Genomic DNA, 17,257 nt, shown 5'->3' on the forward strand with positions numbered 1-17,257 from the left:
TTTTTGATTAGATATGATTGTTTTTGAATGATATTGATTGATTTTGCTGTTGGTTTGTCTTATTATAAGAGTATAAAACCGATCTCATTAAGAGAGGTGAGTGGAGTGTTAACAGAAGAAAGGCATCATCTCATTTTACAATTGCTGAAGGAAAAAGAAGTACGGAAGCTGCAAGAGTTTGTGGAAGCGACAGGTTCTTCAGAATCAACAATTAGAAGAGATTTAAGCCAGTTGGAAGAAGAAAAGAAACTGATTAGAGTTCATGGCGGAGCAGCGCTAGTGAAGCAAAAACGATCAGAACCAAGCATGATAGAAAAGTCAACTCGGCATACAACAGAAAAAAAGCGAATGGCGCTTTATGCAGCAAGTCTTCTTGCGAACGGTGATTGTATTTATCTTGATGCCGGTACAACCACATTTGAAATGATTCCTCACATAGAGGGGAAAGATATAACGGTCGTCACAAATGGAATTGCCCATGCCGAGGCTTTAGTAGAAAGAGGGATACAAACATTTGTTATTGGCGGCTATTTGAAAGCGAATACACGGGCGCTTATTGGACAAGGAGCTTTACATGGCTTAAGTCAATATAGTTTTGATAAATGTTTTATTGGGGTAAACGGCATACATCCCAATGCTGGATTTACTACTCCTGATCCGGAGGAAGCCCTTATTAAGCGGACAGCAATCGAACGGTCGCAAGCGGCATATGTATTAGCTGATCCATCCAAATTTAATGAAACAGCGTTTGCTCATATTGGCCATTTACAGGAAGCAATTATTATTACAGATAAATTAGAAGAAGAAATTCTCCATTTATACGGTAAAAAAACTAGTATAAAGGAAGTGAAAGCATGATTTATACATGCACGCTAAACCCAGCGATTGATTATATTGTTCATCTTGAACATCTCGAGACAGGCACCTTAAATCGGGCAGTCTCTACAGCCAAGTTTGCAGGTGGAAAAGGAATCAATGTCTCTAGGGTACTTACCCGTTTCGGAGCGGAGAACACGGCACTTGGTTTTCTTGGCGGTTTCACCGGTGAGTTTATTATAGATGAACTTAATAAAGAAGGGATTCATCATCAATTCATACGAATAGCACAAGATACGCGGATTAATGTGAAAGTAAAAGCAGGAAATGAAACAGAAATCAATGGGCAAGGGCCAACGGTTACGCTTGAGGAAAGTGAGCAATTTAAAGACTTGATTAAGCAGCTAAATAAAGGAGATATCCTGCTTTTAGCGGGAAGCGTTCTTTCGTCTTTGCCGGAAGACTATTATGTGCTGTTAATGAAAATAGCCCAAGAACGTGGCATTAAGATAGCTGTAGATACGAGCGGTCCCATACTGAAGAAGCTGCTTGCTCATAAGCCGTTTTTAATTAAGCCTAACCACCATGAACTGGGTGAGCTGTTCCAAACAGATATCCAATCAAGAGAACAGGCCGTTGTTCTGGCAAAACAGCTAGTAAGCGAAGGCGTTGAGCACGTAATGGTATCCATGGCGGGAGAAGGAGCTTTGTTCGTCAATAAAGACGTCGTTCTTTCCGCGAAACCGCCGCAAGGCCAAGTGAAGAATTCAGTCGGTGCGGGAGATTCAATGGTTGCTGGTTTCTTAGCTGGTTATGCAAAAGGGGCGGCAATAGAAGAAGCATTCCGTTTCAGCGTCGCAGCTGGAAGTGCAACCGCCTTTTCTGAGGATTTATGTACGAGAGAAAAAGCAGAGAAATTGTGTTCTGAAGTGCAGATTTCGAAATTGGAATAGGAGGGCATGAAGATGAACATTACAGATTTATTGACAAGAGAAACAATGATTCTTAACCTTCAATCGACCGATAAAGCCTCTGTAATTGATGAGCTTGTTGAAAAACTTGACCAAGCGGGCCGGTTGAATGACCGGCAGCAGTATAAAGAGGCGATTTTAGCCCGTGAAGCCCAAAGCACTACAGGAATCGGTGAAGGTATTGCCATTCCACATGCGAAAACAGGTGCTGTTAAAACACCAGCGATCGCTTTCGGCCGCTCTAAAGAAGGCATTGATTACGAAGCCCTTGATGGACAGCCAAGCCACCTTTTTTTCATGATTGCAGCGCCTGAAGGAGCCAACGATACCCATTTGGAAACTTTGTCACGCTTGTCTTCTTTCCTTATGGATCCGGGCTTTCGCCAAAAGCTGGATGCTGCACAGACGGAAGAGGAAGTGTTGGCAGCTATTAATGAAATGGAGCAAGGAGAAGAAGAGGAAGAAATAGAACCAGAAACATCCTCGCCTAAAGAAAAAGTGCTCGCAGTAACTGCTTGTCCTACAGGAATTGCTCATACGTATATGGCAGCTGATGCTCTGAAAGCCAAAGCGAAAGAAATGGGCGTAGATATCAAAGTAGAAACGAACGGATCGAGCGGAATTAAAAATGCATTAACGGCGCAAGACATAGAAGAAGCGACAGCCATTATTGTGGCAGCAGATAAACAAGTGGAAATGAACCGTTTCAAAGGAAAACATGTTATCCAAGTGCCTGTTGCGCAAGGAATCCGCAATTCAGAACAATTGATTACAAGAGCCCTCAGCCAGGATGCTCCGATATTTAAAGGGGATCATTCAAATGCTTCCCAGGAGCAAGGCGAGGAAAAGAAAGAAAGAACAGGCGGTTTCTATAAACATTTAATGAACGGCGTATCTAATATGCTGCCATTCGTTGTCGGCGGCGGAATTTTGATCGCTATCTCATTTATCTTTGGTATTCATGCAGCCGAGCCAGGACATGAAACTTACAATCCAATTGCTAAAGCACTAATGGACATCGGCAGTGGAAATGCGTTTAATTTAATGATACCAGTGCTGGCCGGTTTTATCGCGATGAGCATTGCTGACCGTCCGGGATTTGCTCCGGGAATGGTTGGCGGTTTGATGGCGGCTAACGGAGAAGCCGGTTTTCTCGGCGGGTTAATTGCCGGCTTTTTGGCAGGGTATGTCGTGCTGGGAGTGAAAAAAGCGCTTGCTAGATTGCCGCAATCACTTGAGGGCTTAAAGCCTGTCCTCTTGTATCCGCTATTTGGGATTTTAATTACCGGTTTAATTATGATGTTTGTAGTGATCGGGCCGGTTAAAGCATTAAATACAGGGATTACAACTTTCTTATCTGGTCTCGGAACTGGAAATCTCGTTTTCCTCGGCCTCTTGCTTGGCGGCATGATGGCTATTGATATGGGAGGACCGATCAATAAAGCGGCCTTTACATTTGGCATTGCCATGATTGATGCCGGCAACTATGCACCTCATGCAGCCATTATGGCCGGCGGAATGGTTCCACCGCTTGGCTTAGCCCTTGCTACTACAATATTTAGAAAGAAATTCACAAAGCAAGAACAAGAAGCGGGAAAAACATGTTATGTAATGGGCCTTTCCTTTATTACGGAGGGAGCGATTCCGTTTGCAGCAGCGGATCCAGGACGGGTGATCCCGGCTGCTGTCGCTGGATCGGCAGTGGCAGGAGCCCTTACCATGATGTTCGGCATCGGTCTTCCAGCTCCTCATGGTGGGATTTTTGTTTTTCCAATCGTTCAGGGAAGCGCGTGGCTTTATTTACTAGCTGTGGTGATTGGGGCGCTCGTCACGGCTTTCACAGTCGGATTACTGAAAAAAGAAATTAAATAACTTTTTTAACTTACATCCTTCCACAAAAACCAGTGGGAGGATTCTTTTTATGCTGGCTTTTTGTTATAATGAATGGTAGTTTCCGGCCTTTTAAAATAACGATGGGGTTTATAGAGATTATGCAGAGAGAAGTAGACGAGTTGCGGCAAGAGGTTAAGGAATTAAAACAGCAGTTAAGAGAGTATGAAGAATTGATTAATGAAATCTCTGTACCTATCATTCCATCTATCGTTCCAGAGACTATTTTAGTGCCTGTGACGGGAAAGTTGTCTCCTGATCGATTAGAATTGATTTTTACAAAAATAAATGAAGTGGCTTATCGCCTGTCTTATACGGAAGGCTTAAATACAGTGATCATTGATTTTACCGCTATTTCTAAAAGAGAATTAGGAGAGATTGATACGCTGGGAATGTATATCGAAAATTTCCAAAAAGCTCTAAAATTAATGGGAATCGATACAATCTTTGTTGGCTTTACTCCAGCAGTTACTCAGGATCTTATCCAATCAGGGGTATCTATTGTAAATGACTTAAATACCTTTTTGTCTTTTCGGGCAGCCCTTCATTACTTAATGAAAAAGCGGGGGATCACTTTTCAAAAAATAAAATGAAATGGCAGCCTGTTCGCGGGGAAAGACCGCAGATCTAGTATATAAAACCATCCCATAGCACCGGGCTTTCCCGTAGCATCCAGCAGTTAAAGATGTGACAACGGGGAGTGGGCTATGGGATGGTTTTCTTTTTTCTCCAAATGACAATGGCGCCGCTGGATGATGAATGAAGAAGGGATGGGTAGGATGAAAGCATTAAAAGCATTGCCGATGGGTATGGCAGCAATTCAGTGGGTTTTCTTTATTTTTGCTAATACAATTGTTGTCCCAGTTTCAATAGGGGCAGCGTTTGATCTATCTGCAGAAGAAGTGGCAATGACACTTCGCAGCTCGCTTATATTTACAGGAGCAGCCTGTGTGCTGCAAGGATTATGGGGACACCGTTATCCGCTGATGGAGGGGCATTCAGGACTTATGTGGGGGCTGCTTTTGAATTTGAGCGCTTCTGCTGCTGCACTTGGCATGGATTTGCAAACGATTGGTGGAGGAATTGCTACAGGAATGATTGCCTCAGCTGTTTTTATGATCATAGCCGGGTTATTTGGCCTGTCTGCACTAATCCAAAAAGTTTTCACGCCCATGGTGATGAGCGTGTATCTATTTTTACTTTCTGCACAGCTTATTTTTATCTTTTTCACAGGCATGCTGAAACTAAAGCCGAATGGAACATTAGATATTCCGGTTAGCTTATTGTCTATCGGTGTTGTGCTGCTTGTAACGATACTAAAAGTGAAGGGAAAAGGCTCTATCAGTAACTTTTCGATTTTGATTGGTATTGTAGTCGGATGGATACTATATGACCTGCTGTTTCCGGGAGGCGCTGCTTTGTCCGCAAGCAGCCAATCATTTGACATGTTCCCTCTAGGGACACCTAATTTAGAATGGGGAATTATTTTGACAACCTTCACAGCCGGTGTATTGAATCTCAGCAATACCATTGCTTCCATTCAGGCAGCTGCTCGGCTGTACAAGGAGCAGCCTTCGGAAAGTCGTTATAATCGCTCGTTTACGTTGACTGGTTTATACACAGCAGCCGGTTCTTTTTTAGGGCTCGTCCCCTATGCCCCGTTTACTTCCACAATTGGATTTTTGGAAAGCACCCGCATTCTTGACCGGATTCCCTTTTTAATTGGTGGCGGCTTATTTAGCCTGCTTGGCCTGATTCCGGTTGTCGGCTCTTTCTTTGCAACGATGCCTATTACTATCGGAAACGCGGTGCTATTTGTCGCTTATTTGCAATTATTTGGCACCGCGCTGCAATCCATTCAAGGGACGGTTTTTAATTCAAACACTATTTTTCGGGTTGCCCTCCCCGTGTTAACAGGAATCAGTCTGATGACTGTTGATCCGATTATTTTTAGCCAGTTGCCTGTTTATTTGCAGCCGCTTTTTTCTAATGGATTAATTATGGGGGTTTTACTATCCATCACTTTGGAATTAGCCATTAAATGGGAAAGATATGACACTCCGGGTTTATATGAAAAATAAACTTTCCACATTTTATTCACATACTGTGGATAACTTTTTCCACATATTTTAGAAAACATAGATTGATAAAATAAAAGAATAAACAAAAGTATCCACATTATTCACAGGGTGTGGATACTTTTGTGCACAACTATGTATAAATGTCTGTCAACGCTTGTTTTATATGTGGGAATTGAAAGGTAAATGAGTGAGCCGTTAATTTTTTGGGAAGGACTCTTTGGCCATCTAGAATCAAAGTGCTCATTTCTCCGAGAGCCATTTTGATAGCAAAAGCCGGGACAAATAACCAGTGAGGACGCTGAAGAACTTCGGCTAACGTTTTTCCAAGTGTATTTAGATGTTCTGGCGAAGGGGCAGTTAAGTTAACCGGACCATTTATATCTGACTGGTTCATAATGAAAAGGAGGGCCCTTGCTACATCCTTAATATGAATCCAGGACATCCACTGCTGTCCTGAAGCAATTCGTCCACCTGTAAACAATTTATAAGGTAAAGCCATGCGGGGAAGTGCGCCTTCTTCCTTTCCGAGAATGACACCGAAGCGTGCTGTCACAGTCCGGATGCCAAGTGCTTCAGAGTGTTGTGCCTCCGACTCCCAAATATCTACCGTCTTTGCGAGAAAGCCTTTAGTTGTCGTCTTTGATGATTCTGTAAAAGTCTCTTCAAGAGAAACTGGATAACAACCAATGGCGCTTGCGTTGATAAAGACGCTAGGTTTTTGCGGAAGTGCTGCCATAATTCTAATCATTTCTTTAGTGGATGAGATACGGCTGCTGATTATCTGTTGCTTGCGCTTCTCCGTCCAGCGTCCGCTATTAAGCGATTCACCTGCTAAATTAATAAAGGCATCGATATCTTGAAGTTCTTTTTCTGGCTTGGAGCGGTCGTCCAGCCATTTGACATAGCGAATGTTGTCTGTATCTCGTTTGTTTTCGAAGCTCCGTGTTAAAATAACGACTTGATGTCCATTTTTTAGAAGCTCATCGATTAGTGCTCTTCCTACAAATCCTGTGCCGCCGGCAATAACCACCTTCATTTTTACCCCTCCCAATCTCCCTTTAAACATTGGATTTTATCTATTATAGTACCCCTCCTTGAGCGGCATTGAAACAATTTCATGGTACAGTAGAAGAAAGAGGTGATAGATATGAAGGTTATTACAAAAATCTCTCTTCAACAAAAGCTTACAGATCGGTATAACATTTTCATAAATGAGGAATACGCCTTTAGCGTTGATGAATCTGTACTCATTCAATATGGATTAAAAAAAGGAATGGAGCTGACCGATGAGCAGATAGACGGTATTATTCGGAGAGATGCAGTGCGTAAAGGCCTGAATATGGCTATTCAATTTTTGTCTATTCGAATGAGAGCCGAAAAAGAAGTAAGAGAGTTTTTAATAAAAAAAGAGGTCGAAAGTGAGTCCATAGAAGAGATTATCCATGCTCTTTACCGGATGAATTATCTAGATGATGCTGAATTTGCCAAGGCTTATACGAATACACAAATCAATGCATCAGATAAAGGACCGAAAGTCATTGAACGAGAGTTAAAGGAAAAAGGAATTGAGGGTTCTTTAATAGAAGAAGCACTCGCCAAATTTGAAGAGGGGCTTCAGCTTGAAAAATCAATCAAGCTTGCCCAAAAATATCGTCAGAAGTATAGAAAAGAATCTCCTATTATTCAAAAACAAAAAATAGAACAGACGTTAAGCAGAAAAGGATATGAATGGGGGATTATTCAAGAAGCGGTCGCAGGATCAGAAGAGGAAGGAAACGAAGAGGAGCACTTGGAAGTGCTTATGTATCAAGCGGCAAAGGCTCACCGCCGATATAATAAATTTTCAGGCGGTGAATATCGTCAGAAGATGAAGCAGGCGCTTTACCGAAAGGGTTTTTCTATGAGCGACATTGAGCAGGCTATCGAAAAGCTGCAGGAAGAATAGGGGTTATGTTTTAATAATAACCTCTAACTGCTCTTCTGCTTCATGAACGATTTGCTTAGCAATCTCTTTCGGGAGCGGAAAGCGAGAGGGATGTTCCACATGGTTTGAATGATCCCAAAAGGGCGTGTTCATGCCACCCATGTAAGCGGCTACGAAGCGCAGTCCACTGCCTTCATATTCTTTTTGAAGACTTTCTGTAAGTCCGCGCAGGGCAAACTTGCTCGCACAATAGATGGCTTCGTGTTTTTTTCCGCGCAGGCCAGCTGTGGATATAATATTAATAACCATGCCACTGCTTGTTAAAAGCGGCAAAAAAGCTTTTGTGAGTAAAATCGGAGCATAGACATTAACAGAAAATATCGTTTCCATCATTTCGACTGTAGTATCAGAGAAGGGACCAAACATACCAATCCCTGCATTATTAATTAAAATGTCTATGGAGCAGCCGCTTGATTGAAGGGAGGCGGCTATCTTTTCAATGGACTCCGGTTGGCTTACATCGAGTGAATAAATCGTTGCTACGCCACCAGCTGCTTCAATTTCTCTTTTGACTGCTGCTAGCTTTTCGATATTGCGACCTGCTAAATGAACGTGAAAACTTTTTTGGCTATAAAGAAGTGCTAATTCTTTTCCGAGTCCTGATCCGCTCCCGGTAATGAAACAATTTTTCAAGATAACCATCCTTTCTGCTTTCTTATTTGTTGTCATTTCACTATACTGAAGGAAAAAAGGGTGTGCAACTATTGGAAATGCAGAAACGTTACAGTGATATGGAAGAATATGAATTGAGACAGGAAATTGCCCGATTAAAAGAGAAAGCACGCAAAGCTGAACAGCTAGGTATCGTGAATGAATTTGCCGTTTTAGAAAGAAAAGCGTTAATGGCAGAAGCTTATTTAATGAATCCGAATGATTTTATTCCAGGAAAGCAGTATGAAATAAAAGGAGCGCCAGGTAGTTACTTTAAAATTGATTATATGAACGGTGTGTTTGCTTGGGGATATCGAGTCGGTGGCGATGGTGAGGAAGAAGGCTTGCCAATTTCCATGCTCAAGCTTTAGTCCATGATTTTATAAAAGAAAGGGTGCGCAAAGTGGAAGATATTTTTGAAAGGCTGACGAATCTTTTGCTAAGTAAAAATGAGCGTTTGTCCCATGCTCGTGCCCGGACATGGGTCGAGCTTTTGTGGGAAGATTTTGAAACGACTTATGCAAAAGCTGGACATGACTATCAAGGGAAAGAATTGACCGAAAAAGTTGTTCGGCAGTGGCTTGAAAACTATGGGGACCGTCTTCACGAATTTGCCGGGCGCAACCCTAAATACAGTCATTTGCTCAAAGATGAAAATGATCTGATGCATTAATGGAACCCGCTGACTTATACTAACAGGATGCATGATAATCCAGCTATTGTTTTCGCTAATAGGCATACCAAAGGTAATAAAAGAAAAAGGACGCTTAAAGGCGTCCTTTTTCGATCGTTAATGGGATTCCGGTATAAAAGTCAGCTTTTTGCGTAATTTTTCTTCGCTGAAAATCCAGCCAGTGTAAGAGCCGATTACATTATAATCGAGGTCAAGCTGAACAACAGCCACAAACGGATAATAGCCGTTATTGCGGTAGCGAAGATCAATAAATTTTACTTCATAACAATCATTGTACTCTGCTACTTCCCAACGGTACACTGGGGAGAAGTGCAAAAAAGCAGCGAGGTTTTCGTTTTTCTTTGCTGCTTGGAACAGCTCAGAATCAGGAATTCTGACCCGTTTATATTTATCAAGAATTGTAACCGAACGCCTATAGCCACGGGCAACATAAAAGTGTGACGGTGTTTTGACCGCGACACGCCATTGGTTAAAACGGATTGTTGGCGCGATAATAATTTCTTCTGCGTCGGGGATTAGTTTCTTCACTGAGCTCCTAATTGCCCCCTGCATTTGAAAGCGCAGAATGTAATAGCCGATTAAAAGTAAATAAATGAACAGAAACGTATAACCAGGGTGAGCCCCCAGTCCCCACATGATCAATCCGACTAAGTGCAAAGAGAAGATAAACGGATCAAAGGTGTTAATCACCCCAAGAGCAAGCCACTTAGAAGAAAAGGGCCGAAGCGCCTGGGTACCATAAGCATTAAAGATATCGACAAATACGTGAAGGAACACTGCGAACTGTGTCCACAACCATAAATGAAGCAAGTCACTTCCTGGAAATAAAAAGTAAATGACTGCAGTAATCAATACCGGCCAAAGAATCACTGCCGGTATGGAGTGGGTGGCTCCGCGGTGATTGCGTATATAGACAGCGTTGTTCCTAAGCTTTAAAATTGTATCTATATCAGGGGCTTGCGAGCCGATTACTACTGCAGTCATCACTGCATACTTGGTCATTGGTTCAACAGCGACAACAGGGTCGAGTGTTGCCAGACCGCCTAGCGCAATCCCCATTACAAGGTGAGTGCCAGTATCCAAATGCGTCCCTCCTTTTACAAAGTACGGATGATGCTATTTTGGTTCTAAATTTTACTATTCCCTTTATCTTTTTAATTCTAACATCTATGGAGGCTAGTTGTGAATTTTCCATCTCTTAATAATATAGAAAAAGTAAATGTCCGGCAATTTCAACAAGATTTGCTTCATTGGTATAAAGAGGAAAAGCGTGATCTGCCCTGGAGGAAAGACCAAGACCCTTACAAAGTGTGGGTGTCAGAGATTATGTTACAGCAAACGAGAGTGGACACGGTCATCCCGTATTTTGAAAACTTTATTAAGCAATTTCCGACAATTGAGGCACTTGCGAAAGCAGATGAAGATCAAGTGTTGAAAGCATGGGAAGGGCTGGGATATTATTCGCGTGTCCGCAATTTGCAGGCGGCAGTTCGTGAAGTGCATGAACAATATGGCGGGAAGGTACCTGATACAAAAGAAAAAATCTCTTCCTTAAAAGGAGTGGGGCCGTATACGAGTGGTGCCATCTTAAGTATTGCCTATGGAGTGCCTGAGCCTGCTGTGGACGGCAATGTTATGCGCGTGCTGTCCAGGATCCTATCGATTTGGGAGGATATTGCTAAAGCTTCCTCGAGAAAGATCTTTGAAGAGGCGATACGGCAGTTAATATCACGGGAAGATCCGTCTTCATTTAATCAGGCATTAATGGAATTAGGAGCGTTGATTTGTACGCCTTCCTCGCCTTCTTGTCTTCTTTGCCCGGTGAGGGAACATTGCTGTGCCTTCCAAGAGGGAACCATCCATGAACTGCCGGTCAAAACAAAAAAGAAAACGATGCGTCATGTCCACTTAGCGGCAGCTGTTGTAAAAACAGAAAAAGACGAAGTAATTATTCAAAAGCGTCCATCAGAAGGATTGCTTGCCAACCTGTGGGAGTTTCCGAATACCGAGCTCAGCGGAATGGGCAGTCCAAAAGTGGAATTGGAACTTTTTTTGAGACAAGTGTATGGTCTGGAGGTTCAATTAGACTCTGAGCCTTTTGCAAAAATACAGCACGTGTTCTCCCACTTAACGTGGGATATTGACGTATATGGAGGGACCGTTTCCATAGCAGATTTAAAAAGAGAAAACAGCCGTCTTGTAAAAGCAGAAGAGGTAGAAAAGTATGCTTTTTCTGTTTCCCATCAAAAAATTTGGAAAAAGGCCAGGCAGAAGTGACAGCGGGCGTTGTTTATTCCCCGAAAAGACCGTACACTCTAAAAGTGTAGAAAGAAGGGAGAAAGAATAATGGAACAAAAAGTAGCATTAGTAACCGGTAGTAGCCGCGGCGTGGGCAAGCAGATCGCTCTTGAATTAGCTAGAAAGGGCTATGACATTGTTGTGAATTATGCACGCAGCAAAACAGCTGCCCTTGAAACAGCGGAAGAGATTGAACAATTAGGAAGAAAAGCACTCGTTATTAAGGCAAATGTGGGCGATGTGGACAAGGTAAAAGCAATGTTTGCGGAAATAAAGGAAAAGTTTGGCCGACTGGATGTGTTAATTAACAACGCAGCTTCCGGAGTTCAACGGCCGATTATGGAATTAGAAGAAAAGCATTGGGACTGGACGATGGACATTAACAGTAAAGCCTTGTTATTTTGTTCTCAGGAAGCAGCTCGCCTCATGGAAGAAACTGGAGGTGGAAGCATCGTCAGCATTAGTTCACTTGGAGCTATCCGCTATTTGAAAAATTACACAGCAGTGGGTGTGTCCAAAGCGGCTGTCGAGGCGTTGACGCGTTATCTATCAGTGGAGCTGGCGGAGAAGAACATTGTAGTCAATGCTGTTTCAGGTGGAGCTATCGATACGGAAGCACTGAAGCATTTCCCTAATCGTGAAGAAATATTGGAAGATGCGAGAATGAATACGCCTGCAGGAAGAATTGTCCATATAGAGGACATTGTACATACCGTTATGTTTTTAATTTCGGAAGGTGCGTATATGATTCGCGGGCAAACAATTATTGTTGATGGTGGACGCTCACTGTTAGTTTAAAATTTTTTATTAAGAGAGGATAAGTTATGATCTCCCGGGGCAAATTAGTTCTTGTGGAGGTGATAATCATGGCAAACCAACCAAACAACAGACAACGTACACAAGCTGGTACAGATGTTAATGAAGTAAGACAACGCAATGCGGCTTCAGCTGCAGGTCAAGGTGCAAACTTCGGTACAGAGTTTGGTGCTGAGACAGATGCTCAGCAAGTGAGACAACAAAACGCTCAATCACAAGCTCGCAAGAACCAAGCGCCTACTGCAGGCCAAAGTGCAAACTTCGGTACAGAGTTTGGTGCTGAGACAGATGCTCAGCAAGTGAGACAACAAAACGCTCAATCACAAGCTCGTAAAAACCAAGCACCGAGAAATCAATAAGAATCACCAACACAAAGAAAAGGGCTGTCAACCTTCAAAGCGGTTGATAGCCCTTTTTCTCATTCTTCTGCCTCTTTTGTTTCAATTTCCTATTGAAATCGTTATAATAGTGGAATATAAACGTTTATTTGTTCACACAAAGGAAAAATTAAAGGCAAACAGCTTGGAATGAAGGTAGGGGAAAATCATGGCGATTCCCACAGAAGGTGAATCCATCCAAATCCACAGTTATAAACATGACGGGCATATTCATCGTATTTGGGAAGAGACCATAGTCTTAAAAGCAACGAATAATCTTGTGATTGGCGGCAATGATCATACGGTTGTCACAGAGTCAGATGGACGGACTTGGATTACGAGGGAACCTGCTATCTGTTATTTCCATGCCAGGCAGTGGTTTAATGTCATTGGTATGTTGAGAACGGACGGCATCTATTATTATTGCAATATTAGCTCTCCATTCGTATACGATCGGGAAGCGCTCAAATATATTGACTATGATCTCGATGTAAAAGTATTTCCGGATATGTCATATATTTTGCTGGATGAGGATGAGTACGAACAGCACAGCAGAAGAATGAATTACCCGGAAGTAATTGATAAAATTTTGAGGCGCAATGTTGATCACTTGATTCAATTGATCCGTCAGCGTCAAGGTCCGTTTTCACCAAATTTTATCGATAAGTGGTACGGAAAGTATTTGACGCACCGAGGCTGATATCTCAATAAAAAGAGACGGCGCCTGTTGAGTTTTCAACAGGTTTTTTCTTATTTTGATTAGAGGGGGAACAGGATTGGATGCAATTAAACGCTACATGCAATTTGTAAGGCCGTACTTCTGGCAAATTATAGGTACTTTGCTGATCGGTATTATAAAGTTTGGGATTCCCTTATTAATTCCGGTGCTTATCAAGTATGTAATTGATGACATTGTGGGCAACGGAGCGATGTCAACAGCAGAAAAACAGCACCAACTGCTGGTGGTCTTGGGCAGCATGCTTATTTTATTTGTGGTGTTACGCCCGCCGATCGAATATTATCGGCAATATTTTGCCCAATGGACAGGCAGTAAAATCCTTTATGATATTCGTGACCGTTTATTTTCACACATTCAAAAGCTCAGCTTCAAGTATTATGCCAATACGCGGGCTGGAGAAGTCATTTCAAGGGTTATCAATGATGTAGAACAAACCAAAAATTTCGTCATCACCGGATTAATGAACGTTTGGCTGGATGGAGCAACGATTTTAATAGCTGTGATCATCATGCTGACAATGGATGTAAAATTAACAATCGTCTCACTCATTGTTTTTCCATTCTATGGCCTATCTGTCCGTTATTTTTTTGGAAACCTGCGCAAGCTGACGAGAACACGTTCTCAAGCATTAGCTGAAGTGCAGAGTTATTTACATGAACGAGTACAGGGGATGTCCGTGATCAAAAGTTTTGCAATTGAGGATTATGAGCAAACTCAGTTTGAAGTGCAAAACAAAAACTTTTTAACAAAAGCGCTGGATCATACGCGCTGGAATGCAAAAGCATTTGCGGTTGTGAATACCATTACCGATATTGCACCGCTTCTCGTTGTTGGCTACGCTGGATATCAAGTGATCCACGGTGAATTAACGGTCGGAACCATGGCGGCATTTATCGCTTACGTTGACCGCTTGTATAATCCGCTGCGTCGGCTTGTTAATTCGTCTACGACGATGACGCAGGCGATTGCTTCAATGGACCGCGTATTTGAACTGCTCGATGAGAAATACGATATTACTGACAGAGAAGATGCCAGAGATGTAGGCGATGTAAAAGGACATATCGTTTTTGAAAATGTTCATTTTGCCTATGATAAAGACGAGGAAGAAGTTCTGCATAATATCCAATTAGATGTGAAAGCTGGGGAAACCATTGCTCTTGTCGGCATGAGCGGTGGCGGGAAATCTTCGCTCGTCAGTTTAATTCCCCGCTTTTACGATGTGACATCCGGGCGGATTTCATTGGATGGAACAGATATCCGTGATTTTAAAGTGCGTGATTTAAGAGACCATATAGGAATGGTACTGCAAGATAATATCTTATTCAGTGAGTCAGTGAAAACAAATATTTTGCTGGGGAAACCCGATGCTACAGAAGAAGAAATAATAGCAGCGGCTAAAGCAGCGAATGCCCATGATTTTATCGTCAATCTGCCGCAAGGATATGATACAAAGGTAGGGGAAAGAGGAGTGAAGCTCTCTGGAGGGCAGAAACAGAGAGTGGCTATTGCGCGGGTGTTTCTAAAGAACCCGCCAATCCTTATATTAGATGAGGCCACTTCAGCATTAGATCTAGAAAGTGAGCATTTAATCCAAGGAGCAATGGAAAAGCTGGCAAAAGATCGGACGACCTTTATCGTTGCTCACCGCTTGTCGACGATTACTCATGCCGACCGCATCGTATTAATCGAACATGGCCAAATTGTAGAAAGCGGCTCTCATGACGAATTAATGAGAAAAAAAGGAGGATATCACCGCCTTTTTCAAGTGCAACAGCTGGATAATTAGTCTAGGTCTGAAGGGGGAACCCTTCAGGCTTTTTTTTATATCTAAATAATATATTTTCAAAATATGGATAGACTTTCAAAAAAATAGTTGTTACAATATTCTTAAATTTAGAAAAAGAGTAATAATTTTGTAAAAACATTTCATAGATAAAAGGGGGATAAGTTGTGACTACTCCTGTGCTAGATGTAAAAAATTTAAAAACCTCCTTCTTCACTGATGACGGGCCATTAACAGTTGTAAATGAAGTGGATTTTCATGTAAACGCTGGAGAAGTTCTCGGCATAGTCGGTGAATCAGGGTGCGGAAAAAGCGTCACCTCTTTATCCATTATGGGTCTTGTTCCTGCTCTAACAAGCAAAGTAGAGGGAGAAATTTTATACAGAGGGGAAAATTTAACGCAAGCTTCTGAAAAAAGAATGCGTCAAGTACGTGGCAATGACATTGCTATGATCTTTCAAGAGCCGATGACTAGCTTAAATCCGTTATTTACAATTGGGAGCCAATTAACAGAAGCGCTGCGGCTTCACAATAAAAAGTTATCCAAAAAGAGGCGATTCAGCAATCGATTGCTATGCTGAAAAAGGTTGGACTTCCTCGTGCTGATGAATTGATTAATGAATATCCCCATCAATTATCAGGAGGGATGAGACAGCGTGTGATGATTGCCATGGCAATGATTTGCAATCCGCAAATATTGATTGCGGATGAGCCAACAACCGCCCTTGATGTAACCATTCAAGCTCAGATTCTGGAATTGATGAAAAAATTAAACGAAGAGACAGATACTGCAATTATTATGATTACACATGATTTAGGAGTCGTTGCTGAAATTTGTCAGCGGGTTATCGTTATGTATGCAGGCAGGATTGTGGAAGAAGGGCCGGTCGAATCAATTTTTAAAAATCCGTCTCACCCTTACACCATCGGTTTGCTCCAGTCAGTTCCTGATATGCGCAAGAAAAAACGGCGATTGTTCTCTATACCGGGAAATGTGCCGAAGCCAGGCAGTTTAAAGATCGGCTGCCAATTTGCTCCGCGCTGTAGCCAAGCCCATGAAAAGTGCTTAAAGGAAACGCCAGAATTGAAAGCGTTACCAAACGGCCAAAAAGTCTGTTGCTGGTTGTATGAAGAGGAAAAGGAGTACATTGTATGACAGAAACTTTATTAAAAGTGGACAACTTGAAGAAGTTTTTCCCCATTCACGGCGGCTTGCTCGGGCGTAAAGTCGGAGAAGTAAAAGCTGTGGATGACATTTCTTTTTATATTAATAAAGGTGAAACGCTAGGGCTGGTGGGGGAGAGTGGATGTGGCAAGTCCACAACTGGCCGCATGCTTCTCCGCCTGCTTGATCCCACAGAAGGGAAGATCGAATTTGAGGGGCGGGATTTAACAAAGTTATCGAAAGAAGAAATGCGAAAGATGCGCAAAGAAATTCAAATGGTATTTCAGGACCCATTCGCTTCACTGAATCCGCGCCATACAGTCGAAAAGATTCTTGAGGAACCGCTCATTGTGCATGGGGTGAAGAACAAAGAAGAGCGTAAAAAACGTGTTCGGGAGCTATTGGAAACAGTAGGGTTAAGCAGCTGGCATGCGAAGCGCTATCCTCACCAATTTTCAGGTGGACAGCGACAGCGTATCGGCATTGCCAGAGCGCTTGCTGTTCATCCCAAGCTAATTGTTGCTGACGAACCGGTATCTGCTCTTGACGTATCTATCCAGGCGCAAGTGTTAAATTTGCTGCAGGATCTACAAAAGGAATTTGGACTTACTTATTTATTTATTGCCCATGATCTGGGCGTCGTGCGTCATATAAGTGATCGTGTAGGGGTCATGTATCTAGGTCAGATGATGGAGCTGGCAGACAGTGAAGCACTATATGATTCACCAAAACACCCTTATACTCAAGCGTTGTTGTCTGCTGTACCGGTTCCTGATGTTGCTTATAAAAAAGAAAGAATTGTCCTTAAAGGAGATGTGCCAAGTCCGGCCAATCCACCGGCTGGCTGTCCATTCCATTTGCGCTGTCCAAAAGTAATGGAGGCATGCGCCTCAGTACGGCCTGATTTTAAAGAAGTGGAACCAGGTCATTACACTGCTTGTCATTTATATGACTGAGACAGTTGTAATTATAAATTTAGAGACATGAGGGGG

17 protein-coding genes and 1 pseudogene are annotated in these 17,257 nt (G+C 42.5%); 15 read left to right on the forward strand and 3 right to left on the reverse strand.

The genetic code is table 11. The annotated features are described in order from the left end of the window. Positions 1-105 precede the first annotated feature (105 nt). The 5 genes from CJ483_RS17390 to CJ483_RS17410 all read left to right on the forward strand — a co-directional run bounded on the left by CJ483_RS17390 (position 106) and on the right by CJ483_RS17410 (position 5,758). Entirely contained in the window at positions 106-858 is a 753-nt protein-coding gene (locus CJ483_RS17390) for a DeoR/GlpR family DNA-binding transcription regulator (RefSeq protein WP_120036366.1), read from the forward strand. After that, the gene (gene pfkB, locus CJ483_RS17395) at positions 855-1,769 is read left to right on the forward strand and encodes a 1-phosphofructokinase (RefSeq protein ID WP_120036367.1); all 915 of its coding nucleotides are present in this window, start codon (positions 855-857) and stop codon (positions 1,767-1,769) included. Before CJ483_RS17390 ends, pfkB begins: the two co-directional genes overlap by 4 nt. Before the next feature lie 12 nt (positions 1,770-1,781). After that, complete coding sequence (locus CJ483_RS17400; protein WP_120036368.1) at positions 1,782-3,659, forward strand: PTS fructose transporter subunit IIABC; 1,878 nt, start codon at positions 1,782-1,784, stop codon at positions 3,657-3,659. Between the two features lie 119 nt (positions 3,660-3,778). Further along, positions 3,779-4,270, forward strand: coding sequence for an STAS domain-containing protein (locus CJ483_RS17405; protein WP_142927239.1), 492 nt, complete (start codon positions 3,779-3,781; stop codon positions 4,268-4,270). 186 nt (positions 4,271-4,456) lie between these two features. Beyond that, positions 4,457-5,758: a uracil/xanthine transporter gene (locus tag CJ483_RS17410; protein WP_120036370.1), complete on the forward strand. Its 1,302-nt coding sequence runs from the start codon at positions 4,457-4,459 to the stop codon at positions 5,756-5,758. A gap of 130 nt (positions 5,759-5,888) precedes the next feature. Here CJ483_RS17410 and CJ483_RS17415 read toward each other — a convergent pair whose 3' ends face one another. Further along, complete coding sequence (locus CJ483_RS17415; protein WP_120036371.1) at positions 5,889-6,794, reverse strand: TIGR01777 family oxidoreductase; 906 nt, start codon at positions 6,792-6,794, stop codon at positions 5,889-5,891. A gap of 111 nt (positions 6,795-6,905) precedes the next feature. On the opposite strand from CJ483_RS17415, the gene recX reads away from it, so the two are divergent. Then, entirely contained in the window at positions 6,906-7,703 is a 798-nt protein-coding gene (gene recX, locus CJ483_RS17420) for a recombination regulator RecX (RefSeq protein ID WP_120036372.1), read from the forward strand. Positions 7,704-7,706: 3 nt separating this feature from the next. On the opposite strand, the gene CJ483_RS17425 is transcribed toward recX, so the two are convergent. Continuing rightward, entirely contained in the window at positions 7,707-8,384 is a 678-nt protein-coding gene (locus CJ483_RS17425; protein WP_259455706.1) for an SDR family NAD(P)-dependent oxidoreductase, read from the reverse strand. A 68-nt stretch (positions 8,385-8,452) separates the two neighbouring features. Here CJ483_RS17425 and CJ483_RS17430 point away from each other — a divergent pair, with 68 nt between their 5' ends. Beyond that, positions 8,453-8,764, forward strand: coding sequence for a YfhH family protein (locus tag CJ483_RS17430; RefSeq protein WP_120038134.1), 312 nt, complete (start codon positions 8,453-8,455; stop codon positions 8,762-8,764). Positions 8,765-8,796: 32 nt separating this feature from the next. After that, the gene (locus CJ483_RS17435; protein WP_120036374.1) at positions 8,797-9,066 is read left to right on the forward strand and encodes a YfhJ family protein; all 270 of its coding nucleotides are present in this window, start codon (positions 8,797-8,799) and stop codon (positions 9,064-9,066) included. A gap of 117 nt (positions 9,067-9,183) precedes the next feature. On the opposite strand, the gene CJ483_RS17440 is transcribed toward CJ483_RS17435, so the two are convergent. Then, complete coding sequence (locus CJ483_RS17440) at positions 9,184-10,170, reverse strand: metal-dependent hydrolase (RefSeq protein WP_120036375.1); 987 nt, start codon at positions 10,168-10,170, stop codon at positions 9,184-9,186. A gap of 99 nt (positions 10,171-10,269) precedes the next feature. Here CJ483_RS17440 and mutY point away from each other — a divergent pair, with 99 nt between their 5' ends. The 7 genes and pseudogenes from mutY (at position 10,270) to CJ483_RS17475 (ending at position 17,221) form a co-directional block, all read left to right on the forward strand. Next, the gene (gene mutY / locus CJ483_RS17445; protein WP_120036376.1) at positions 10,270-11,364 is read left to right on the forward strand and encodes an A/G-specific adenine glycosylase; all 1,095 of its coding nucleotides are present in this window, start codon (positions 10,270-10,272) and stop codon (positions 11,362-11,364) included. Between the two features lie 69 nt (positions 11,365-11,433). After that, the gene (gene fabL, locus CJ483_RS17450) at positions 11,434-12,183 is read left to right on the forward strand and encodes an enoyl-[acyl-carrier-protein] reductase FabL (RefSeq protein ID WP_120036377.1); all 750 of its coding nucleotides are present in this window, start codon (positions 11,434-11,436) and stop codon (positions 12,181-12,183) included. A 68-nt stretch (positions 12,184-12,251) separates the two neighbouring features. Continuing rightward, on the forward strand, positions 12,252-12,560 hold the full coding sequence (locus CJ483_RS17455; RefSeq protein WP_120036378.1) for a gamma-type small acid-soluble spore protein: 309 nt from the start codon (positions 12,252-12,254) through the stop codon (positions 12,558-12,560). A gap of 187 nt (positions 12,561-12,747) precedes the next feature. Beyond that, positions 12,748-13,278 (forward strand): nucleoside tri-diphosphate phosphatase, encoded by a 531-nt coding sequence (gene ntdP / locus CJ483_RS17460; RefSeq protein WP_120036379.1) that lies wholly within the window; start codon positions 12,748-12,750, stop codon positions 13,276-13,278. A 76-nt stretch (positions 13,279-13,354) separates the two neighbouring features. Then, positions 13,355-15,103, forward strand: a complete 1,749-nt coding sequence (locus CJ483_RS17465; protein WP_120036380.1) for an ABC transporter ATP-binding protein — start codon at positions 13,355-13,357, stop codon at positions 15,101-15,103. Between the two features lie 164 nt (positions 15,104-15,267). Beyond that, positions 15,268-16,256, forward strand: a pseudogene (locus CJ483_RS17470) (ABC transporter ATP-binding protein). Next, the gene (locus CJ483_RS17475; RefSeq protein WP_120036381.1) at positions 16,253-17,221 is read left to right on the forward strand and encodes an ABC transporter ATP-binding protein; all 969 of its coding nucleotides are present in this window, start codon (positions 16,253-16,255) and stop codon (positions 17,219-17,221) included. The pseudogene CJ483_RS17470 and the gene CJ483_RS17475 overlap by 4 nt, the downstream one beginning before the upstream one ends. Positions 17,222-17,257 lie beyond the last annotated feature (36 nt).

Source organism: Bacillus sp. PK3_68, assembly GCF_003600835.1.
Classification (GTDB): domain Bacteria; phylum Bacillota; class Bacilli; order Bacillales; family Domibacillaceae; genus Pseudobacillus.